The organism is Rossellomorea aquimaris (assembly GCF_020171925.1).
In the GTDB taxonomy this organism is placed as follows: Bacteria; Bacillota; Bacilli; order Bacillales; family Bacillaceae_B; genus Rossellomorea; species Rossellomorea aquimaris_F.
The window spans coordinates 102,061-117,120 of the sequence record NZ_JAIVAR010000006.1; the positions used below are offsets into that span (position 1 = coordinate 102,061).

The 15,060-nt window shown below is 44.1% G+C and carries 19 protein-coding genes and 1 tRNA gene; 7 read left to right on the forward strand and 13 right to left on the reverse strand.

The features are described 5' to 3' along the window. Positions 1-19: 19 nt before the first annotated feature. Positions 20-970 carry a nucleoside hydrolase gene (locus LCM10_RS17040; RefSeq protein ID WP_224877489.1) on the forward strand — a complete coding sequence of 317 codons (951 nt, stop codon included), beginning with the start codon at positions 20-22 and terminating at the stop codon, positions 968-970. 76 nt (positions 971-1,046) lie between these two features. On the opposite strand, the gene LCM10_RS17045 is transcribed toward LCM10_RS17040, so the two are convergent. The 3 genes from LCM10_RS17045 to LCM10_RS17055 all read right to left on the reverse strand — a co-directional run bounded on the left by LCM10_RS17045 (position 1,047) and on the right by LCM10_RS17055 (position 4,185). Beyond that, positions 1,047-2,195, reverse strand: coding sequence for a thiolase family protein (locus LCM10_RS17045; RefSeq protein WP_224877490.1), 1,149 nt, complete (start codon positions 2,193-2,195; stop codon positions 1,047-1,049). Positions 2,196-2,207: 12 nt separating this feature from the next. Further along, positions 2,208-3,353 carry an acyl-CoA dehydrogenase family protein gene (locus tag LCM10_RS17050; protein ID WP_224877574.1) on the reverse strand — a complete coding sequence of 382 codons (1,146 nt, stop codon included), beginning with the start codon at positions 3,351-3,353 and terminating at the stop codon, positions 2,208-2,210. Positions 3,354-3,417: 64 nt separating this feature from the next. Beyond that, positions 3,418-4,185, reverse strand: a complete 768-nt coding sequence (locus LCM10_RS17055) for a 3-hydroxyacyl-CoA dehydrogenase (RefSeq protein ID WP_224877491.1) — start codon at positions 4,183-4,185, stop codon at positions 3,418-3,420. Between the two features lie 162 nt (positions 4,186-4,347). Here LCM10_RS17055 and LCM10_RS20695 point away from each other — a divergent pair, with 162 nt between their 5' ends. Continuing rightward, positions 4,348-4,473 carry a hypothetical protein gene (locus LCM10_RS20695; protein WP_263621546.1) on the forward strand — a complete coding sequence of 42 codons (126 nt, stop codon included), beginning with the start codon at positions 4,348-4,350 and terminating at the stop codon, positions 4,471-4,473. Between the two features lie 64 nt (positions 4,474-4,537). On the opposite strand, the gene cspD is transcribed toward LCM10_RS20695, so the two are convergent. Together cspD and LCM10_RS17065 are read right to left on the reverse strand one after the other, a co-directional pair. Continuing rightward, a complete protein-coding gene (cspD, locus tag LCM10_RS17060) occupies positions 4,538-4,738 on the reverse strand; it encodes a cold-shock protein CspD (protein ID WP_032089110.1) in 201 nt (66 codons plus the stop codon). A gap of 314 nt (positions 4,739-5,052) precedes the next feature. Continuing rightward, positions 5,053-5,125: transfer RNA gene (locus LCM10_RS17065), tRNA-Val, on the reverse strand. 147 nt (positions 5,126-5,272) lie between these two features. On the opposite strand from LCM10_RS17065, the gene LCM10_RS17070 reads away from it, so the two are divergent. Further along, the gene (locus tag LCM10_RS17070) at positions 5,273-5,515 is read left to right on the forward strand and encodes a hypothetical protein (protein ID WP_224877492.1); all 243 of its coding nucleotides are present in this window, start codon (positions 5,273-5,275) and stop codon (positions 5,513-5,515) included. Positions 5,516-5,589: 74 nt separating this feature from the next. Here LCM10_RS17070 and LCM10_RS17075 read toward each other — a convergent pair whose 3' ends face one another. The 4 genes from LCM10_RS17075 to LCM10_RS17090 form a co-directional block, all read right to left on the reverse strand. Then, positions 5,590-7,575 (reverse strand): TRAP transporter permease, encoded by a 1,986-nt coding sequence (locus tag LCM10_RS17075; RefSeq protein ID WP_224877493.1) that lies wholly within the window; start codon positions 7,573-7,575, stop codon positions 5,590-5,592. Then, positions 7,562-8,083, reverse strand: coding sequence for a DUF1850 domain-containing protein (locus LCM10_RS17080; RefSeq protein ID WP_224877494.1), 522 nt, complete (start codon positions 8,081-8,083; stop codon positions 7,562-7,564). Before LCM10_RS17080 ends, LCM10_RS17075 begins: the two co-directional genes overlap by 14 nt. A gap of 81 nt (positions 8,084-8,164) precedes the next feature. Beyond that, positions 8,165-9,151 (reverse strand): TAXI family TRAP transporter solute-binding subunit, encoded by a 987-nt coding sequence (locus LCM10_RS17085; RefSeq protein ID WP_224877495.1) that lies wholly within the window; start codon positions 9,149-9,151, stop codon positions 8,165-8,167. A 313-nt stretch (positions 9,152-9,464) separates the two neighbouring features. Continuing rightward, a complete protein-coding gene (locus LCM10_RS17090) occupies positions 9,465-10,019 on the reverse strand; it encodes a phosphatidylglycerophosphatase A (RefSeq protein ID WP_224877496.1) in 555 nt (184 codons plus the stop codon). A 146-nt stretch (positions 10,020-10,165) separates the two neighbouring features. Between LCM10_RS17090 and LCM10_RS17095 the strand changes: the two genes are divergently transcribed. The 4 genes from LCM10_RS17095 (at position 10,166) to LCM10_RS17110 (ending at position 13,148) form a co-directional block, all read left to right on the forward strand. Next, the gene (locus tag LCM10_RS17095) at positions 10,166-10,891 is read left to right on the forward strand and encodes an alpha/beta hydrolase (RefSeq protein WP_224877497.1); all 726 of its coding nucleotides are present in this window, start codon (positions 10,166-10,168) and stop codon (positions 10,889-10,891) included. A 215-nt stretch (positions 10,892-11,106) separates the two neighbouring features. Then, positions 11,107-11,622 (forward strand): YjcG family protein, encoded by a 516-nt coding sequence (locus LCM10_RS17100; protein ID WP_224877498.1) that lies wholly within the window; start codon positions 11,107-11,109, stop codon positions 11,620-11,622. Between the two features lie 6 nt (positions 11,623-11,628). Continuing rightward, positions 11,629-12,060 carry a GNAT family N-acetyltransferase gene (locus LCM10_RS17105; RefSeq protein WP_224877575.1) on the forward strand — a complete coding sequence of 144 codons (432 nt, stop codon included), beginning with the start codon at positions 11,629-11,631 and terminating at the stop codon, positions 12,058-12,060. A gap of 413 nt (positions 12,061-12,473) precedes the next feature. Next, positions 12,474-13,148: a DUF421 domain-containing protein gene (locus LCM10_RS17110; RefSeq protein ID WP_224877499.1), complete on the forward strand. Its 675-nt coding sequence runs from the start codon at positions 12,474-12,476 to the stop codon at positions 13,146-13,148. Here LCM10_RS17110 and LCM10_RS17115 read toward each other — a convergent pair whose 3' ends face one another. The 4 genes from LCM10_RS17115 to LCM10_RS17130 all read right to left on the reverse strand — a co-directional run bounded on the left by LCM10_RS17115 (position 13,149) and on the right by LCM10_RS17130 (position 15,059). Then, positions 13,149-14,045: an MBL fold metallo-hydrolase gene (locus tag LCM10_RS17115; protein ID WP_224877500.1), complete on the reverse strand. Its 897-nt coding sequence runs from the start codon at positions 14,043-14,045 to the stop codon at positions 13,149-13,151. Between the two features lie 72 nt (positions 14,046-14,117). After that, positions 14,118-14,399 (reverse strand): hypothetical protein, encoded by a 282-nt coding sequence (locus LCM10_RS17120; protein WP_224877501.1) that lies wholly within the window; start codon positions 14,397-14,399, stop codon positions 14,118-14,120. Between the two features lie 160 nt (positions 14,400-14,559). Next, positions 14,560-14,820 carry a stage VI sporulation protein F gene (locus tag LCM10_RS17125; protein WP_224877502.1) on the reverse strand — a complete coding sequence of 87 codons (261 nt, stop codon included), beginning with the start codon at positions 14,818-14,820 and terminating at the stop codon, positions 14,560-14,562. A gap of 122 nt (positions 14,821-14,942) precedes the next feature. Next, positions 14,943-15,059, reverse strand: coding sequence for a YjcZ family sporulation protein (locus LCM10_RS17130; protein ID WP_224877503.1), 117 nt, complete (start codon positions 15,057-15,059; stop codon positions 14,943-14,945). Between the last annotated feature and the right edge of the window lies 1 nt (position 15,060).

Genomic DNA, 15,060 nt, shown 5'->3' on the forward strand with positions numbered 1-15,060 from the left:
GGAGCAGAGGGGATACGCTATGAAGAACGTTCTACTGTTTTGCGATCCAGGTATAGATGATAGTATCGCCATTATGTATGCTTTGTTACACCCTGACATCAATTTAGTGGGCGTCGTTTCGGGGTATGGAAACGTAGACAAAAAGCAAGCCACTAATAATGTGGCGTATCTGATGGATCTGGCCAATCAAAAGGGAATCCCCATCATAGGGGGGGCCACAAGGTCATGCACGGGTGAGGCACCCATTTATTACCCTGAAATACATGGAGAAGACGGCCTTGGGCCAATCAGGCCTCCCGACACGATCAAAGGCGAGCTCCTCAACTTTTCGGAAGTCTTCAAGGTTATAGAAAGACACAGTGATGTCTTCGTTGTAGACGTGGGAAGGAACACCTCACTTGCAGTAGCGATGATCCTTGACAATGAATTCCAGAAAAAAGTAAAAGGATTTTATGTCATGGGTGGAGCCTTTCTGGTCCCAGGAAATGTAACCGAAGCTGCAGAAGCGAATTTCTATGGAGACCCCATCGCAAGTAATTTTGTTATGTCTGAAATCGATAACGTGTACTCCGTACCCTTGAACGTTACCAATAAAGCCATTGTGAAGCATGAACACATTTTAGCCATTCAGGATCAGTCCTCAAGCGCGCTCATCTCCATCCTGGATGAAGTGTATGACTATTATTACGAGGCATATAAGAAATTGGTTCCTGGTATCCAGGGAGCCCCTCTTCACGATGTGGTGTCATTATCACTGTTAATGAATCCAGGGATGGGACAATTTCTTACTAGAAGGGTTTCAGTGCAATCCATTGGAGCGGCAAGGGGTCAGTCACTTGCAAATTTCAGGGTCGGATCAGAAGCCCCGATCGAAGGGGAGGAGGACCTTACGAAGGCAAATATCTACCTTTCCCTTGATTATGATGCTTTTATTAAAGATTTTATTAAGATTATGAGTAAACAATCCTAAAAATGGGGGAACGACAGAGTATCTGTCATTCCCCCATTTTGTTGTTGGGACGAAGTTCTTTCATCTTTCAGTTACTTCAAAGTCTTTCAATGATCGTGGCGTTTGCCATTCCGTGACCCTCGCACATGGTCTGTAACCCGTAGCGGCCACCGGTCCTTTCGAGTTCGTGCATCATCGACACCATGATACGCGTCCCACTTGCCCCCAATGGATGTCCAAGTGCGATCGCCCCGCCATTTGGATTCAATCTTGAAGGATCCGCTCCTGTTTCATTTAACCATGCGAGGGCAACCGGTGCGAATGCCTCGTTAACCTCGAATACATCGATTTCATTCAGTGAAAGTCCAGATTTTTCAAGTGCTTTCTTTGTTGCAGGGATCGGTCCTGTCAGCATCAATGTAGGATCCGAGCCGGTCACAACACGGGTATGCACCTTAAATCTTGGCTTCAGGCTTAGCTCATCTGCCTTTTCACGACTCATGAGAAGGATTGCGCTTGCCCCATCACTGATTTGGCTGGAATTACCCGCGTGGATCATCCCGTCTTCCTTGAATGCAGGCTTCAACGAGTTAAGGACTGCTTCAGTCGTATCCCTCCTCGGTCCTTCGTCCTGAGCGAAGATGGATACGTTGCCATCTTCACCTATGATTTCAAGGGGATGGATTTCTCTGATAAAACGTTTCTCTTCTTGTGCCCTCAGCGCTTTTTGATGGCTATCGTACGCGAACTGGTCAAGTTGTGAACGGCTTAAGCCATATTTCTCAGCAATCCTCTCTGCCGATAACCCTTGATGGATGATCTCATGTCGTTCTTTCAGCTTTTCACTGAAATCTGCCCCTTGATAATTCGATGCGATTGGCACTCTGGACATACTCTCTACCCCGCCAGCTATGACGACATCCATATCACCCGCAAGGATTGCTTGAGCACCAAAGTGGACTGCCTGTTGGCTTGAGCCACATTGGCGGTCGATGGTTGTCCCAGGTACTTCATCCGGGAAGCCGGCAATCAATGCCGACACCCTGGCAATATCCCCCGCCTGTTCGCCAGATTGAGTCACACAACCAAGAATGACATCATCAATCATATACGGATCGATTGCCGATCTTGTCACCAATTCCTTAAGTACTTCTGCCGCTAAGTCATCTGGCCTCATATTCTTAAGAGCACCGTTTCTCCTTCCGACCGCAGACCTTACCCCTTCAACTATGACTACTTCTCTCATACCCATCCTCCTTTAGAGCCCCAAGTTTTTAGCAATGATCAACTTCATGATTTCGTTGGTCCCGGCATATATACTTGCCACCGGGACATCTCGGTATCTTCTGGCTATTTCGTATTCTTCCATATATCCATATCCCCCGTGAAGCTGCATACACTCCCCAGCAACCTTCCTTGAGGTCTCAGTCAATTTATATTTTGCCATGGATACCTTTGTCACGATATCCCTTCCTTGTATGTGTTCGGAGATCAAGCCATCAAGAAACGCCCTTCCCATTTGGATTTCCGTTGCCATTTCAGCCATTTTAAACTGTATATGCTGAAATTGACTAATTCTTTTACCGAACGCTTCCCTGCCCTTTATATAATCCAGTGTGAGCGAAAACATGCGTTCACAGGATGTTTGGGCAGCGATGGCGACGACCAGCCGCTCTTGCTGCAGCTTTTTCATCAGGTATTGAAAGCCCTTCCCTTCTTCTCCAATCAAATTACTTTTCGGCACTTTGCATTCTTGGAAGAACAATTCTGCTGTATCCTGACAATGAAGACCGACCTTCTCAAGCTTCCTTCCCCGTGAGAAACCCACTGTATCCGTCTCGACTGCAAGGAGGCTGATCCCTTTATGTGGGGGGGATGCATCAATGTCCGTCTTACAGGCTACGATGACCAGGTCACATTGTATCCCATTCGTTATGAATGTTTTTTGGCCATCAAGGATATAATGCTCACCCTCTGACCGGGCGGTGGTTTTGATTGCAGCCAAATCCGAGCCAGCCCCTGGTTCAGTCATCGCGATGGCGGTGATCGTTTCCCCTGTTGCACAAGAAGGCAGCCATCTTTGTTTTTGTTCATCTGTACCGTATTCATTGATATATGGCACGACAATGTCATTATGCAGACCTATTCCGATCAACCCGGAACCTACTCGTTCCAGTTCTTCGTTTATGATCACAGAGAACCCCCAATCTGCTCCACTGCCTCCATACTCTACATCAATATCAGGGCATAAAAAGCCTTGTTCCCCAAGCTTCTGCCAGAATGACCTTGGAATTCCCCTGTCAGATTCCCATTGCTCATAATGAGGATACGCCTCTTTCTGCAGGAACTTCCTTAAAGAACTTCGAAATATATCATGTTCTTTCGTTAAATATGGATGATCCACTTCCTTTTCCCCCTTCCATCCGAGGTCTATGAACCATAATGAATGATTACCCATTCAATCCTCTTTACTTTGGTTGCATGCGGATGGCACCATCCAGTCTGATTGTCTCCCCATTCAGCATCGGATTCTCGATGATTGCTTCTACCAGTTGTGCGTATTCTGCAGACGAACCCAACCTTGACGGGAACGGGACGTTCTTTCCTAGCGATGTTCTAGCTTCCTCAGGCAACGACTCAAACATGGGGGTATCGAATAAGCCAGGGGCAATTGTCATCACCCTGATCCCATCCCTTGCAAGCTCCCTGGCAATGGGGAGTGTCATACCTGCCACTCCTGCTTTGGAAGCACTATATGCCGCCTGACCGATTTGACCTTCGAAAGCGGCAACAGATGCCGTGTTGATGATTACACCTTTCTCACTGAATTCATTCACCTCGTTCAGCTGCATTTTTTCGGCGGCTAAACGAATGACATTGAATGTACCAATCAAATTGATTTCGATTACTTTACGAAATTGTTCCAACGGATGGGGTCCGCCCTTTGAAACCACCCTTGCCGGGGGAGCTATACCCGCACAATTGACCACGGCATTGATGGTACCGAACGAATCGATGGCATCATTCACTGCCCTTTCCACGTCCGTTTCGTTTGCTACGTCAGCATAGTGGAACTTCACACGATCCCCTAGCTCTTGATCTAGTTCCCTTCCCCTCTTCTCATTGACATCGATGATGAGTGCCCCTCCCCCTTTGCCAACAATATTCCTGACCACCGCTTCGCCAAGTCCGGAAGCACCACCTGTTACGAGGGCCCTGCAATCCTTCATTTTCATTCATCGTTCCTCCAAACCAAATGTCGTAATACCTATATTTTATCGTTGTGCGGAAGAAAAAGAAATAATTTTAAAAATATTCAGTGTATTAAAGGCGTAATATTTACTGTTTATCATGAGCAAGATAAGAATGTTTTTCATACTCAATGTGGAGGGATCATCATGACCAATAAAAATGACAATCGAGAGAGAAAAAATAAATATCCCAACAATAAAGCGCAGGATACAGAATTTTCTAGGGAAAAAGATATTCGCAGTGAAATAACGAAAAAAGATCTGAAGAAATAAAAATGATTGCAAAAAAAAAACAGGCCCATCAAATGATGGGCCTGTTTGAGAAGTTTAAAATCAATTATTTCTTAACAACGTTAGCTGCTTGTGGTCCACGAGCACCTTGTTCGATGTCGAAAGAAACTTCTTGACCTTCGTCAAGTGATTTGAAACCTTCACCTTGGATCGCTGAGAAGTGTACGAATACGTCGTCTCCACCTTCTACTTCGATGAATCCAAAACCTTTTTCTGCGTTAAACCATTTTACTTTACCATTTTCCATGAAAAATGCCTCCTAGTGTGTGATTGCCACACAATGTATTACTATTCTTGCGATATCAGGTGAAAACCAAATCATGTTCTTCCCTCGTATACCGGACAAAAATAATTCTTCTATAGAATAACAGGATTCTTCAAAATAAGCAAGTAAACAAGTGAATACTCCTTAAAGTCAGACGACCTACATATAAAAAAACAGCTATGACTTCACTAAATGAACTGGGCTGAACCCCACTATAACAGCTTTTCATTTAAATCCATGAAAGATCCTCTAGAAGTAAGAAAGCCGTGATTCACTGGAATCACGGCTTTCTTATATGACCTGTGAGGGACTTGAACCCCCGACCCCCACCCTGTCAAGGTGATGCTCTCCCAACTGAGCTAACAGATCGTCTTAACTACATACTTTATTATAGCGGGGATTGAAGAAAAGTCAATGATTTCTTCTAAAATTTTGTCGAAAATTATTGATGCAAAGTATACAGGAACGAACGTTCGCATATACTGATGATACTCCCTTGAAAGGTGATCATAAATAATGAATCATAAACTATTCTTTCATTCGTTAAACAAGCAAACCACCATTGAGATCATTTACATGGCTGAACAGCAGGACTTCACCTGCAGGAAGATCATCGTGAAAACGATACACTCAGACAGAATCACCGCTTACTGTCACCTGCGAAGGCAAATCCGGATATTTCTAATCGAGAATATACTGGCCGCCGCCCCATTGAACCCTTACAGAAAAACAGATGATGATTACTTAACTATCATTTAATGAACTGTTATCAAAACGATAATGACTGTCCGGATAAAAAATAGGATGGCGTCACGGGACGCCATCCTTTTCTTTTATGCAGTAGCCTGCTTCTGAAGTTTGTCTTCCCTCTTGATGAAGAATTGAATGGCGATCAACACGCCAAAAGCGATCAATCCAAAGATATCACTCATACCCTCCGGATAGATCAGCATCAATCCTGCACCGACGGAGAGGAATCTCTCAATCACATATAATCTGCGGAACCAGTACCCGATCATTCCAGCACCGATCGCGATCATCCCGGTCACCGCCGTGAAAATCACCCATATTAATTGCGGTATCGTTGTATCGATCATGAGCAATTCAGGAGACAGGACGAACATATACGGAATGATGAATGCCGCAATTGCCAATTTAGCCGAATTGACCCCAGTCCGTATCGGTTCCCCCCCTGAGACACCAGCTGCTGCGAATGCAGCAAGAGCAACCGGAGGCGTGATATCTGCAATGATACCGAAATAAAACACAAATAAGTGTGCAGAAAGCTCAGGCGCACCCAATAGAATGATGGCAGGCGCAGCGATTGTTGACGTGATGACATAGTTCGCAGTCGTCGGTGAACCCATACCAAGTACGATGGATGCAATCATCGTAAAGAAAAGGGTCAACAGGAGTTTACCTTGAGCGGAATTTGTCAAATCTGCCGCCAGGTCAACCAGTCCATTGGCTAATGTCAGTCCCAATCCAGTTTTTGTTACAACACCGACAATGATCCCGGCAGCTGCCGTTGCAACGGCTACGGAAAGAGCGGTTCTGGCACCGTCGACCAATGCATCGACTGCATCCTTGAAACCGATTCTTGTATCCTTACGAATCGAACTGATGACGATGGTAGCCACAATCGACCAGAGTGCAGCCCTCATGACACTCATGCCGCTTACGAGTAATATGATGACGGTTAGGATCGGAAGCAGCAAGTAAATTTTCTTGAAAACTTCTTTCCGGTTCGGCATTTCTTCATCAGAAAGTCCACGGAGTCCCAGACGTTTTGCTTCAAAATGCGTCATGATCCATATGCCTGTAAAATACAGGACAGCCGGTATCGCCGCTGCTTTGGCAATATCCCAGTAAGATATCCCCCCGATGAATTCAACCATCAGGAAAGCTGCAGCCCCCATGATTGGCGGCATAAGCTGACCACCTGTAGAAGCAGCTGCTTCTACACCGCCCGCAAATTCCTTGCGATAACCCAGTTTTTTCATCATCGGGATCGTAAAGGAACCTGATGTGACAACGTTCGCAACGGAACTTCCACTAATCGTCCCCTGCAAGGCGCTCGAGAAGATCGCAACCTTCGCAGGTCCTCCCGTCCTCTTCCCTGCAATGGATACAGCTAAGTCATTGAAGTATTGTCCCACCCCTGTTTTCACAAGGAATGCTCCAAACAGTAGAAATAAGAAAATGAAAGTTGCCGAAACATACAAAGGTGTTCCGAGTATACCTTCTGACGTAAAGAACATCGTCTTGACGATATCATCGAAATCATATCCTCGATGAGCAAGGAATCCCGGCATCTGCCTTCCATAATACATATACAGGAGGAAAGCTGAAGAGATGATGGTAATCGGCAATCCTACAGCACGCCTTGTCGCTTCCAAGACAAGAAGGATCGCGGCAAGTCCCACATAAAAATCAAGGCTTGTCATAATCCCGACCCTGCTTACGATATCGTCCTGCATGATCGGCCAGTATGCCCCGACTCCGATTGATATCGCGGCCAGCACGATATCATACCAAGCCAGCTTGTTCAATTTCAGATTCTTTTTCCTGGCTGGGAATAAAAGAAAGACCAAGGATAATGCAAATCCTAAATGAATGGATAGTAATAATTGCCTAGGGATGAATTGAAAAATGCTAGCTGTTAATTGAAACAATGAAAATGCCAGAAGACCAAAGAATATAATCCATTTGAACAGACCATGTTCCAGCTTCCTCGTTGAAGATTCAGGGTCGAATTTTTCCAGTAATTCTTGTTGTTGTTCTGCACTGAGTGATTCAAATTTTTTATCCTTTTCCAACAACAACCACTCCTTTCCATTTGCTGAATAGTGATACTTTCTTAAACTGAAGTCTTACGATAGACCCTTTTGTAAAGTAATCCTTTAACGGGTACGTTTCGCCGCGAAAAACAAGGCGGTGGTTGGCGACCACTTGCCCAATCCGGATATCGATAAATGGGAACCTCCTGTCCATATTCGTAATGAGGTACCTCCCATCCGATGTCCTTTGGAATACTTCCTCGCCTTCAGCATCTGAAGGCATGCCGATTGCGGTATCCTCGTAAAGCAACTTTGTTTGTTGAATTTCATCAGAAGATGTCAAGCGATAGAACTCCTCCACCTCGGACAGATGGATGGAATGTGTATATCGGATCGAGAAGGTTTCATCCTCCCCAATCGGGATGTAAGCAGGTTCCCCGTCCTCATCCAGTGGTTCTATCACGAGGAACGAATGCAGGGGAATGAAAGTGATCGATGAGAGAATAAGAAGAAGGAGGAGAAATCCCATTGCCAGTCTCTTTATCATAAAGAGCCCCCTTTTTCATGAATTCAAAACAAAAGAATAGACCGTGATAAGCGGCCTATCCTTTGTTCTTGCCGGGGTGTATTATTCTGCTGAAATTCCTTTTTCATCAAAGTATTTCTTTGCTCCCGGATGCAATTCGATCCCCATGCCCTTCAAGCCGTTTTCGGCTTTGATCAATTTACCTTTGGCATGAGTGATTTGATCTGTGTTTTCGAAGATGGCTTTCGTTACATCGTAAATGACATCTTCCGAGATATCTGCACTTGTCACTAACATCGCACGGACCGCTACAGTCGTAACAGCCTCATCCACTTTGCTGTAAGTGCCGGCAGGGATTTCATCCTCTGCATAGTAAGGATACTTCTCGATAAGTTCTGCGATCTTAGCGGAGTCAACAGGGACGATGCTGATATCCTCAGTGGCAGCTAAACCTTCTACCGCACCTGTAGGTGTACCTGATGTGATGAATGCAGCGTCGATCGTTCCATCCTGGATTCCTGTAGTGGAATCATCGAATGATAGATTGCGAGCTTCTAAGTCTTCAAGTTTCATACCATGGATCTCAAGGATCTGCTCAGCATTCAGCAATGTACCTGAACCAGCTTCACCAACTGAGACAACTTTCCCTTTCAAATCTTCAACCGATTTGATCCCTGAATCCTTCGTCGTTACGATTTGAATCGTTTCAGGATATAAAGTAGCGATTCCACGTGCATTCTCTACTTTGTTATCGGAAAACATCTGAGAGCCCTCGGATGCATATGAAGCTATATCTGTTTGTGTGAATGCAATTTCTGTTTTTCCATCTTTGATGGCAGCCATATTTTCGGCTGAAGCACCTGAAGTTGAAGCCGATGCTTTGATACCGGTTTCATCTTCAATGATCTTTGCGAACGTTCCTCCAAGCGGATAGTATGTACCGCCCGTTCCACCTGTAGCGATTCCGATGAAGTCAACTTTCTCATCGCCATCGGAGCTTCCACCACCTGCTCCGCCTCCACATGCTGCCAGTACGGCAGATAGGATGAGAAGAAGTGCAGTGCTTAAGAATAAACCGCGTTTTTTCATAGTCTAATCCCCCTATTAAATTTTCTACTTTCCCGTAATCAATTGTATCACAAACTGTAATATTCTTGTCAAACAGGATACATAATCTTATCATTTCTTTTATAAAAATTACGTTTTTTACTACACGATGAACACCACCAAGTGCCTCCACTCCGTCTTATACTCGCTCCCACATTGAAATGGGATTGTATGCAAAATGTATAAAGCGATTTCATTTCGGCCCATTTCAGCCTTCTCATGAAGATGAATGTCCACATCAAAAAGACTGAAGAATCGGTTGCTCCCTTCAGTCTCCCTGTTATATATCAGCGTATTATCCGATTAATTCCTCATCTTCAAATTTCTTTTTATCTTCACTAGAAATATTCTCCTCCTTGTCCCTTAAACGATGGGCAATCCTTGAGGAAGCATTTGCAGCGATACTGGCAACGATATCGTCAAGGAAGGTATGTACCCCCTTCCCTCTTTTCGTGTCCAGGTCATGGATGATGCCAATTTTATTCTTATCCAAGTGTCCGAAGGTCGTGACAGCTATACTGCCATAACCTAGAGCGGCACCAAGTGCGATCGTCTCATCGACCCCGAACAGGCCTTCATCCGTCTCAACGATTGATTGAAGAGGTTCCGAAAGCATTTTTTTCTCGGCAAGCTGATCAAGCTCGACTCCCACTAAAATGGCGTGCTGAATTTCCCTTTTCAATAAGACCTTCTTCACGCTATCGATGCAGTCTTCCATTTTCAGTTCACGATGATATGGAAACTGCATCTCAAATACGATTTCCGCGATGGCCTCGATCGATACGCCCCTTTCTGTCAGTTTATTGATGGCAGCTTTGGTGACTTCTTTTGAATGAATCGGCTTTTGCATGGTAGGTCCCCTTCCTTCATTAACGTCTACACTAAAATTATAACACTTTTTAGAATATTCCCGCCTTACTTTGCATAAGGGATTTGACGCTCAAATATGATACAATCTTTTTGTAAACGTTACCGAAAGAAATCGGAGGGGTTCGTATGACAGTGAATAGAGGCACGATAAATGAAATAAACCTCTACAGTAAAGAATTGGATGAGGAGATGAAGATGTTGGTATATCTGCCTGCCTCGTTTTCTCCTCTATATAAATATTCATTATTGATCGCACAAGACGGGAAAGATTATTTCCAACTGGGGAGAATCCCCCGCCTCGCAGATGAATTATTGGATAATAAAGAGATTGAGAATATGATCATTGTGGGGGTTCCTTATAAAGACGTTCAAGACAGAAGGCGAAAATACCATCCTGATGGGGAACAAAATGGAGCGTATATCCGTTTTCTCGCCCATGAACTGGTCCCATACCTGGACGAGACATACCCAACCTATCACATGGGAATGGGTAGAGCGCTCATCGGGGACTCATTGGGTGCGACCGTATCACTGATGACTGCACTTAAATATCCCAATACGTTTGGAAAAGTGATTCTGCAATCTCCCCTCGTGGATGATAAAGTACTGGGCGAAGCTGAACGTTTCCAGGAGCCTCATCTTTTGAATATCTATCATGTAATCGGCAATGAAGAAACCGAAGTGAAGACGACCGACGGAAGTGTGAAGGATTTTCTGGCACCGAACCGCAAGCTTCATGAAGTATTCACGGAAAAGAACTACTCTGCTTTCTATGAAGAGTTCGATGGTGATCACACATGGAAGTATTGGCAGCCTGATTTGAAAAGAGCATTGAAAATGATGTTTGGTTAAGCGGGTATCCACCCTGACCGCGAATAGATCCTCGCGGCGTATGTTCAGAGACCATACGCCGCAGGATTTTTTTTCATCTTAATCTGGAGAATCATGAGTGGTAAAATTGAATGCACTCCCTTCCGTTCGCCCTATATTAAATTTTTGAAAAATTTGCTATACTATAATAAAAGATTTCAAAGTTGAAGTATCCATACAGAGGAGGATTGAAGAAAATGAATTACGGTGTTGTCATTTTCCCATCAAAAAAGCTTCAAGATTTAGCAAACTCATATCGAAAACGGTATGATCCCCATTATGCTTTGATTCCACCACATTTGACATTAAAAAATGTGTTCTCGGCTGATGATGAACAGATTAAAGAAATTGCGGATAAGCTAAGGACAATTGCAAACAAATACGACCCTTTTACGTTGAAAGCATATAAAGTCAGTTCGTTCCAGCCTGTCAACAATGTCATCTACTTCAAGGTTGAGCCCAATGCTGAACTGGAAGGCCTTCATAACGAAATGCATAAAAGCGATGCGTTGAATGACGAACCGGAATTTGCCTTTGTCCCGCATATTACGATTGCACAAAAACTTTCAAATGATGAGCACTCTGATATTTATGGTTCACTGAGCATGTTGGGAGTCGATCATGAAGAAACAGTTGACCGCTTCCATCTATTGTATCAACTTGAGAATGGATCCTGGACTGTTTATGAAACATTCCGGTTAGGAAAGGAATAGTTGAATTTGAAAGTAGAAGTGGCAGTATCGGAATCACAGGTAAGTGACGTATTCGAAATCAGGAAAAACGTGTTCGTTCATGAACAAAACGTCCCGCTAGAAGAAGAAATCGATCGATTTGAAGATGAATCGACGCACTTCGTCTTGTATGATGGAGACTCCCCTAAAGGGGCTGGCCGATTCCGGCTGGTGAATGGAACCGGGAAGATCGAAAGAATCTGTGTGCTGAGGGATATGCGCGGTAAAGGTGCCGGGAGAGAAATCATGAAAGCCATCGAGCAGTACGCAAAAACGCAATCCATCTCGACCCTCAAGCTAAATGCTCAAACCTATGCCATCCCCTTTTACGAAGGACTGGGATATGTCGTGGTTTCTGAAGAATTCATGGACGCCGGAATCCCTCATAAGACGATGGTCAAAACAATTCCACAAACATAACCAAAAGAGGCTGGGACAAAAGTGTTTCAGACATAGTAAAACCCGAACTAATTTGTCTGTTAATGGGCAAATCAGTTCGGGTTTTTAACTATTTGCATAACTTTACGATTAGATTTTAAATCTATCTGGCGGCTGATTGGAGTGCAAAACGAAGACTCCTGCGGGAAAAGCGAGTTAGGTGAGACGTGTCCAGCTCCAGCGGCTAGAGGCTCACCTACCGCCCGCGGAAAGCGAAGTCTTGCACGGAAATCATTAGCGGCATTAAAAACTGGAACTGATCTTGTTCGTCTTTATTTGTAGAGCTCTTAGTTATGTCCCAACCTCTTTTATTTTTAACAGGAGAATCCCATTCACCGTAGTATAAACAATCGTCAAATCGACGATAATGAATGAGTGTATGGGAGGGGAATCCTATGGAAATTATGTCAATAGCCGTGGAACTTGTCGTTGGCTATTTTGCATTACTGATCTTAACCAAAATACTGGGAAAAACACAAATAACCCAAATATCAGCGTTTGATTTCATTTCCGCATTGATATTGGGGGAATTGGTGGGTAATTCCTTGTACGATAAAGACATCAGCGTCTGGTCCATCCTTGCGGCCATCTCAATCTGGGGATTTTTAATATTCTCGACAGAGTTCTTCACTCAGAAGTCGAGGCGATTCCGCCATATCATGGAAGGGACCCCTGCAATCATTATCAATAAAGGTAAAATAGATTTTCAACAATTAAAAAAGAACCACCTGGATTTAAATCAACTTCAGCATCTTCTCAGGGCTAAGGATATTTTCTCGGTAGGAGAGTGTGAGTATGCCTTGCTCGAGTCCAATGGGACATTAAGTGTCATTAAAAAATCGATATATGAGAACGTACAGAGAGCGGACTTGAACATCGCGCCTACTCGTGTCAGCCTCCCACTGTCACTGATTGTGGATGGCGAAATCGTATATGATAACTTAAAGATCGTCCACAAGCAGGAAGATTGGCTCGTGAGCGAAATTAAGAAACATGGCTTTCAATCATCAAAGGACGTGCTCTACGCCGAATGGAAAGAGGACGAACCCCTTTTAGTACAGGGTTATTAGTTAACGTGCAGCGACTCTCGGTTCATTCTCATGAATGAAGAACCTTATCCGTTCCTGGCGCTCCAGGCTTGTAAGATAGGCCGTTACAGATGTACGGAACAACAACCATTGTCCGAGGGTCTTAACCTTTATGTTATGTAAATTCAGAAGTTTCCTGGTCAGGTTCTCAATCGTTTCGCCAATGTCCTTTTCCTCAATCAGGTGGAATAGTTCCGAACGAAGATCATAATGAACTTCTTGGTTCTGCCTGATGATTTCCGTAAGGTCATTTTCAAACGGACCATGACCTGGTATCGCTCCTTTGCATTCAATGTGAAGGAGCTTTTCTAACGAGTCAAGGGTTTCGTCCGCGTCGATGATGAACGGGATCACATGCTTCTTGAGGGTTTCCCTTCCGAAGAATCCATCGGCGGCATATAAAATCCCTTCGATAAGGATGCCGGCCTGCGCATATGAATGCCCCTTCAAGTCGATGACATCGATCGCAAATGGACCGATTGCCGTCTTCCCCGTAAAAAGGAGATGGTCGACCACTACAGGAGGACCTTCAAGGAACTTATTTCTCAGTTCCGCCAAGGGATTCGCACCATTGAATAAATAAACGGGTTCAATGATGGGGTGACGCATGATCGAAGCTTCGAATGGAGGAGCATAGAGCGGGACCCCCGTCATCTCTTTCAGATATTGCGCCCCACCGAAATGATCCGAATGGGCATGGGTGATGATTGCATAATCAAGTGGGAGTGATTGTCCGTCGAGCACCTTCAAGACCTTCCTGATTGCTGATTCATCAAGTCCCGTGTCGATGAGGAGGCCCTTCCCCTCTTTTAAACAATATCCGATATTCACGGCACCAGTAAAAGCAAAACAATGATCTGAAAATTGTTTGAAATCCAATGTAATCCATCCCTTCTGCTATAACAGAAAAGCCAGTCCCCATTGCATGAAGACTTACCTCTACTTTGTCATCTATACATATTCGTTGAAGTAGGTGCCTTTTCCTGTTACTTTTGCAATTAACTCGGATGGGATCAATGCACGTTGCTTTCTTTCTCTATTCAGTAACCGGTGACTACCAGAATGTAGGGCATCACTCGAAGTTGTCTGTTCATGATCGGTTTGTCCCGATTTATTTTTCAATGCTTTGATGGGCTGAACGGGCATGAACCGGAAAGGAGTCTGGTTCACCTTCATTTCCCTTTCTTGATACTGTTTGTATTGATGGTGTGGAATTGGAGCGATATATCCCATGAATATGACCTCCTTCCTACTTTTTACCCTTGATCAAGGCAGGGATAAACCACCGTTAATCAAGATCAAGCATCGCTTCTTTCAGCAGAATAATAAAAAAGAGAATTAACATAAAGTACGCGTAGGAGAGCTCCTTTATGTCCATCCTCTTTAAAGAAAATTATTTTTTTCCTTTGTTAAGCATGTTGGAAATGGTTCCGAAATCCAGTTGTTTTCCATCGTTTACGATTGATTTTACAATTTTGTCTTCCATTTCTTTATTTACGGGTTTATTGGCAATTTTCGATACACGTTTAATGACACTGCGTACAGTGGCCTCGTCTTTGAAATTTGCATTTTGAAGTGAGTTTGCAAGTTCAAGCACTTCATTCATGTTTACGCCGGTCTTCTGCTCAAGATTCTTGAAAAAGTTATTGTTCATGAATAAACGCCTCCTTTTAACTATAAGCATCATATGTTCAAAAACGGAGAGCGTGACATTTCCATAAAAAAAGACAGGATCACTCTCTCGAGGATTCTGTCTTTGTTCCCGCTTCCCAGAAATTAGCAGAAGCTAGCTCCAACGATGATCAACAAGATGAACAAGACGACGATTAATACAAAAGTAGATCCATAACCACCGCCGTATCCACAGCCACCATAACCATATCCGTAAGGCATC

Excerpts from the sequence above, each read along its gene's own strand:
- LCM10_RS17120 (WP_224877501.1), bottom strand. The coding sequence starts at position 14,399 with ATGGGATATATCGCTCCAATTCCACACCATCAATACAAACAGTATCAA.
- LCM10_RS17110 (WP_224877499.1), top strand. The coding sequence starts at position 12,474 with ATGGAAATTATGTCAATAGCCGTGGAACTTGTCGTTGGCTATTTTGCA.
- LCM10_RS17090 (WP_224877496.1), bottom strand. The coding sequence starts at position 10,019 with ATGCAAAAGCCGATTCATTCAAAAGAAGTCACCAAAGCTGCCATCAAT.
- LCM10_RS17055 (WP_224877491.1), bottom strand. The coding sequence starts at position 4,185 with ATGAAAATGAAGGATTGCAGGGCCCTCGTAACAGGTGGTGCTTCCGGA.
- LCM10_RS17085 (WP_224877495.1), bottom strand. The coding sequence starts at position 9,151 with ATGAAAAAACGCGGTTTATTCTTAAGCACTGCACTTCTTCTCATCCTA.
- LCM10_RS17125 (WP_224877502.1), bottom strand. The coding sequence starts at position 14,820 with ATGAACAATAACTTTTTCAAGAATCTTGAGCAGAAGACCGGCGTAAAC.
- LCM10_RS17095 (WP_224877497.1), top strand. The coding sequence starts at position 10,166 with ATGACAGTGAATAGAGGCACGATAAATGAAATAAACCTCTACAGTAAA.
- LCM10_RS17100 (WP_224877498.1), top strand. The coding sequence starts at position 11,107 with ATGAATTACGGTGTTGTCATTTTCCCATCAAAAAAGCTTCAAGATTTA.
- LCM10_RS20695 (WP_263621546.1), top strand. The coding sequence starts at position 4,348 with ATGACCAATAAAAATGACAATCGAGAGAGAAAAAATAAATATCCCAAC.
- cspD (WP_032089110.1), bottom strand. The coding sequence starts at position 4,738 with ATGGAAAATGGTAAAGTAAAATGGTTTAACGCAGAAAAAGGTTTTGGA.
- LCM10_RS17045 (WP_224877490.1), bottom strand. The coding sequence starts at position 2,195 with ATGAGAGAAGTAGTCATAGTTGAAGGGGTAAGGTCTGCGGTCGGAAGG.
- LCM10_RS17040 (WP_224877489.1), top strand. The coding sequence starts at position 20 with ATGAAGAACGTTCTACTGTTTTGCGATCCAGGTATAGATGATAGTATC.
- LCM10_RS17080 (WP_224877494.1), bottom strand. The coding sequence starts at position 8,083 with ATGATAAAGAGACTGGCAATGGGATTTCTCCTCCTTCTTCTTATTCTC.
- LCM10_RS17070 (WP_224877492.1), top strand. The coding sequence starts at position 5,273 with ATGAATCATAAACTATTCTTTCATTCGTTAAACAAGCAAACCACCATT.
- LCM10_RS17130 (WP_224877503.1), bottom strand. The coding sequence starts at position 15,059 with ATGCCTTACGGATATGGTTATGGTGGCTGTGGATACGGCGGTGGTTAT.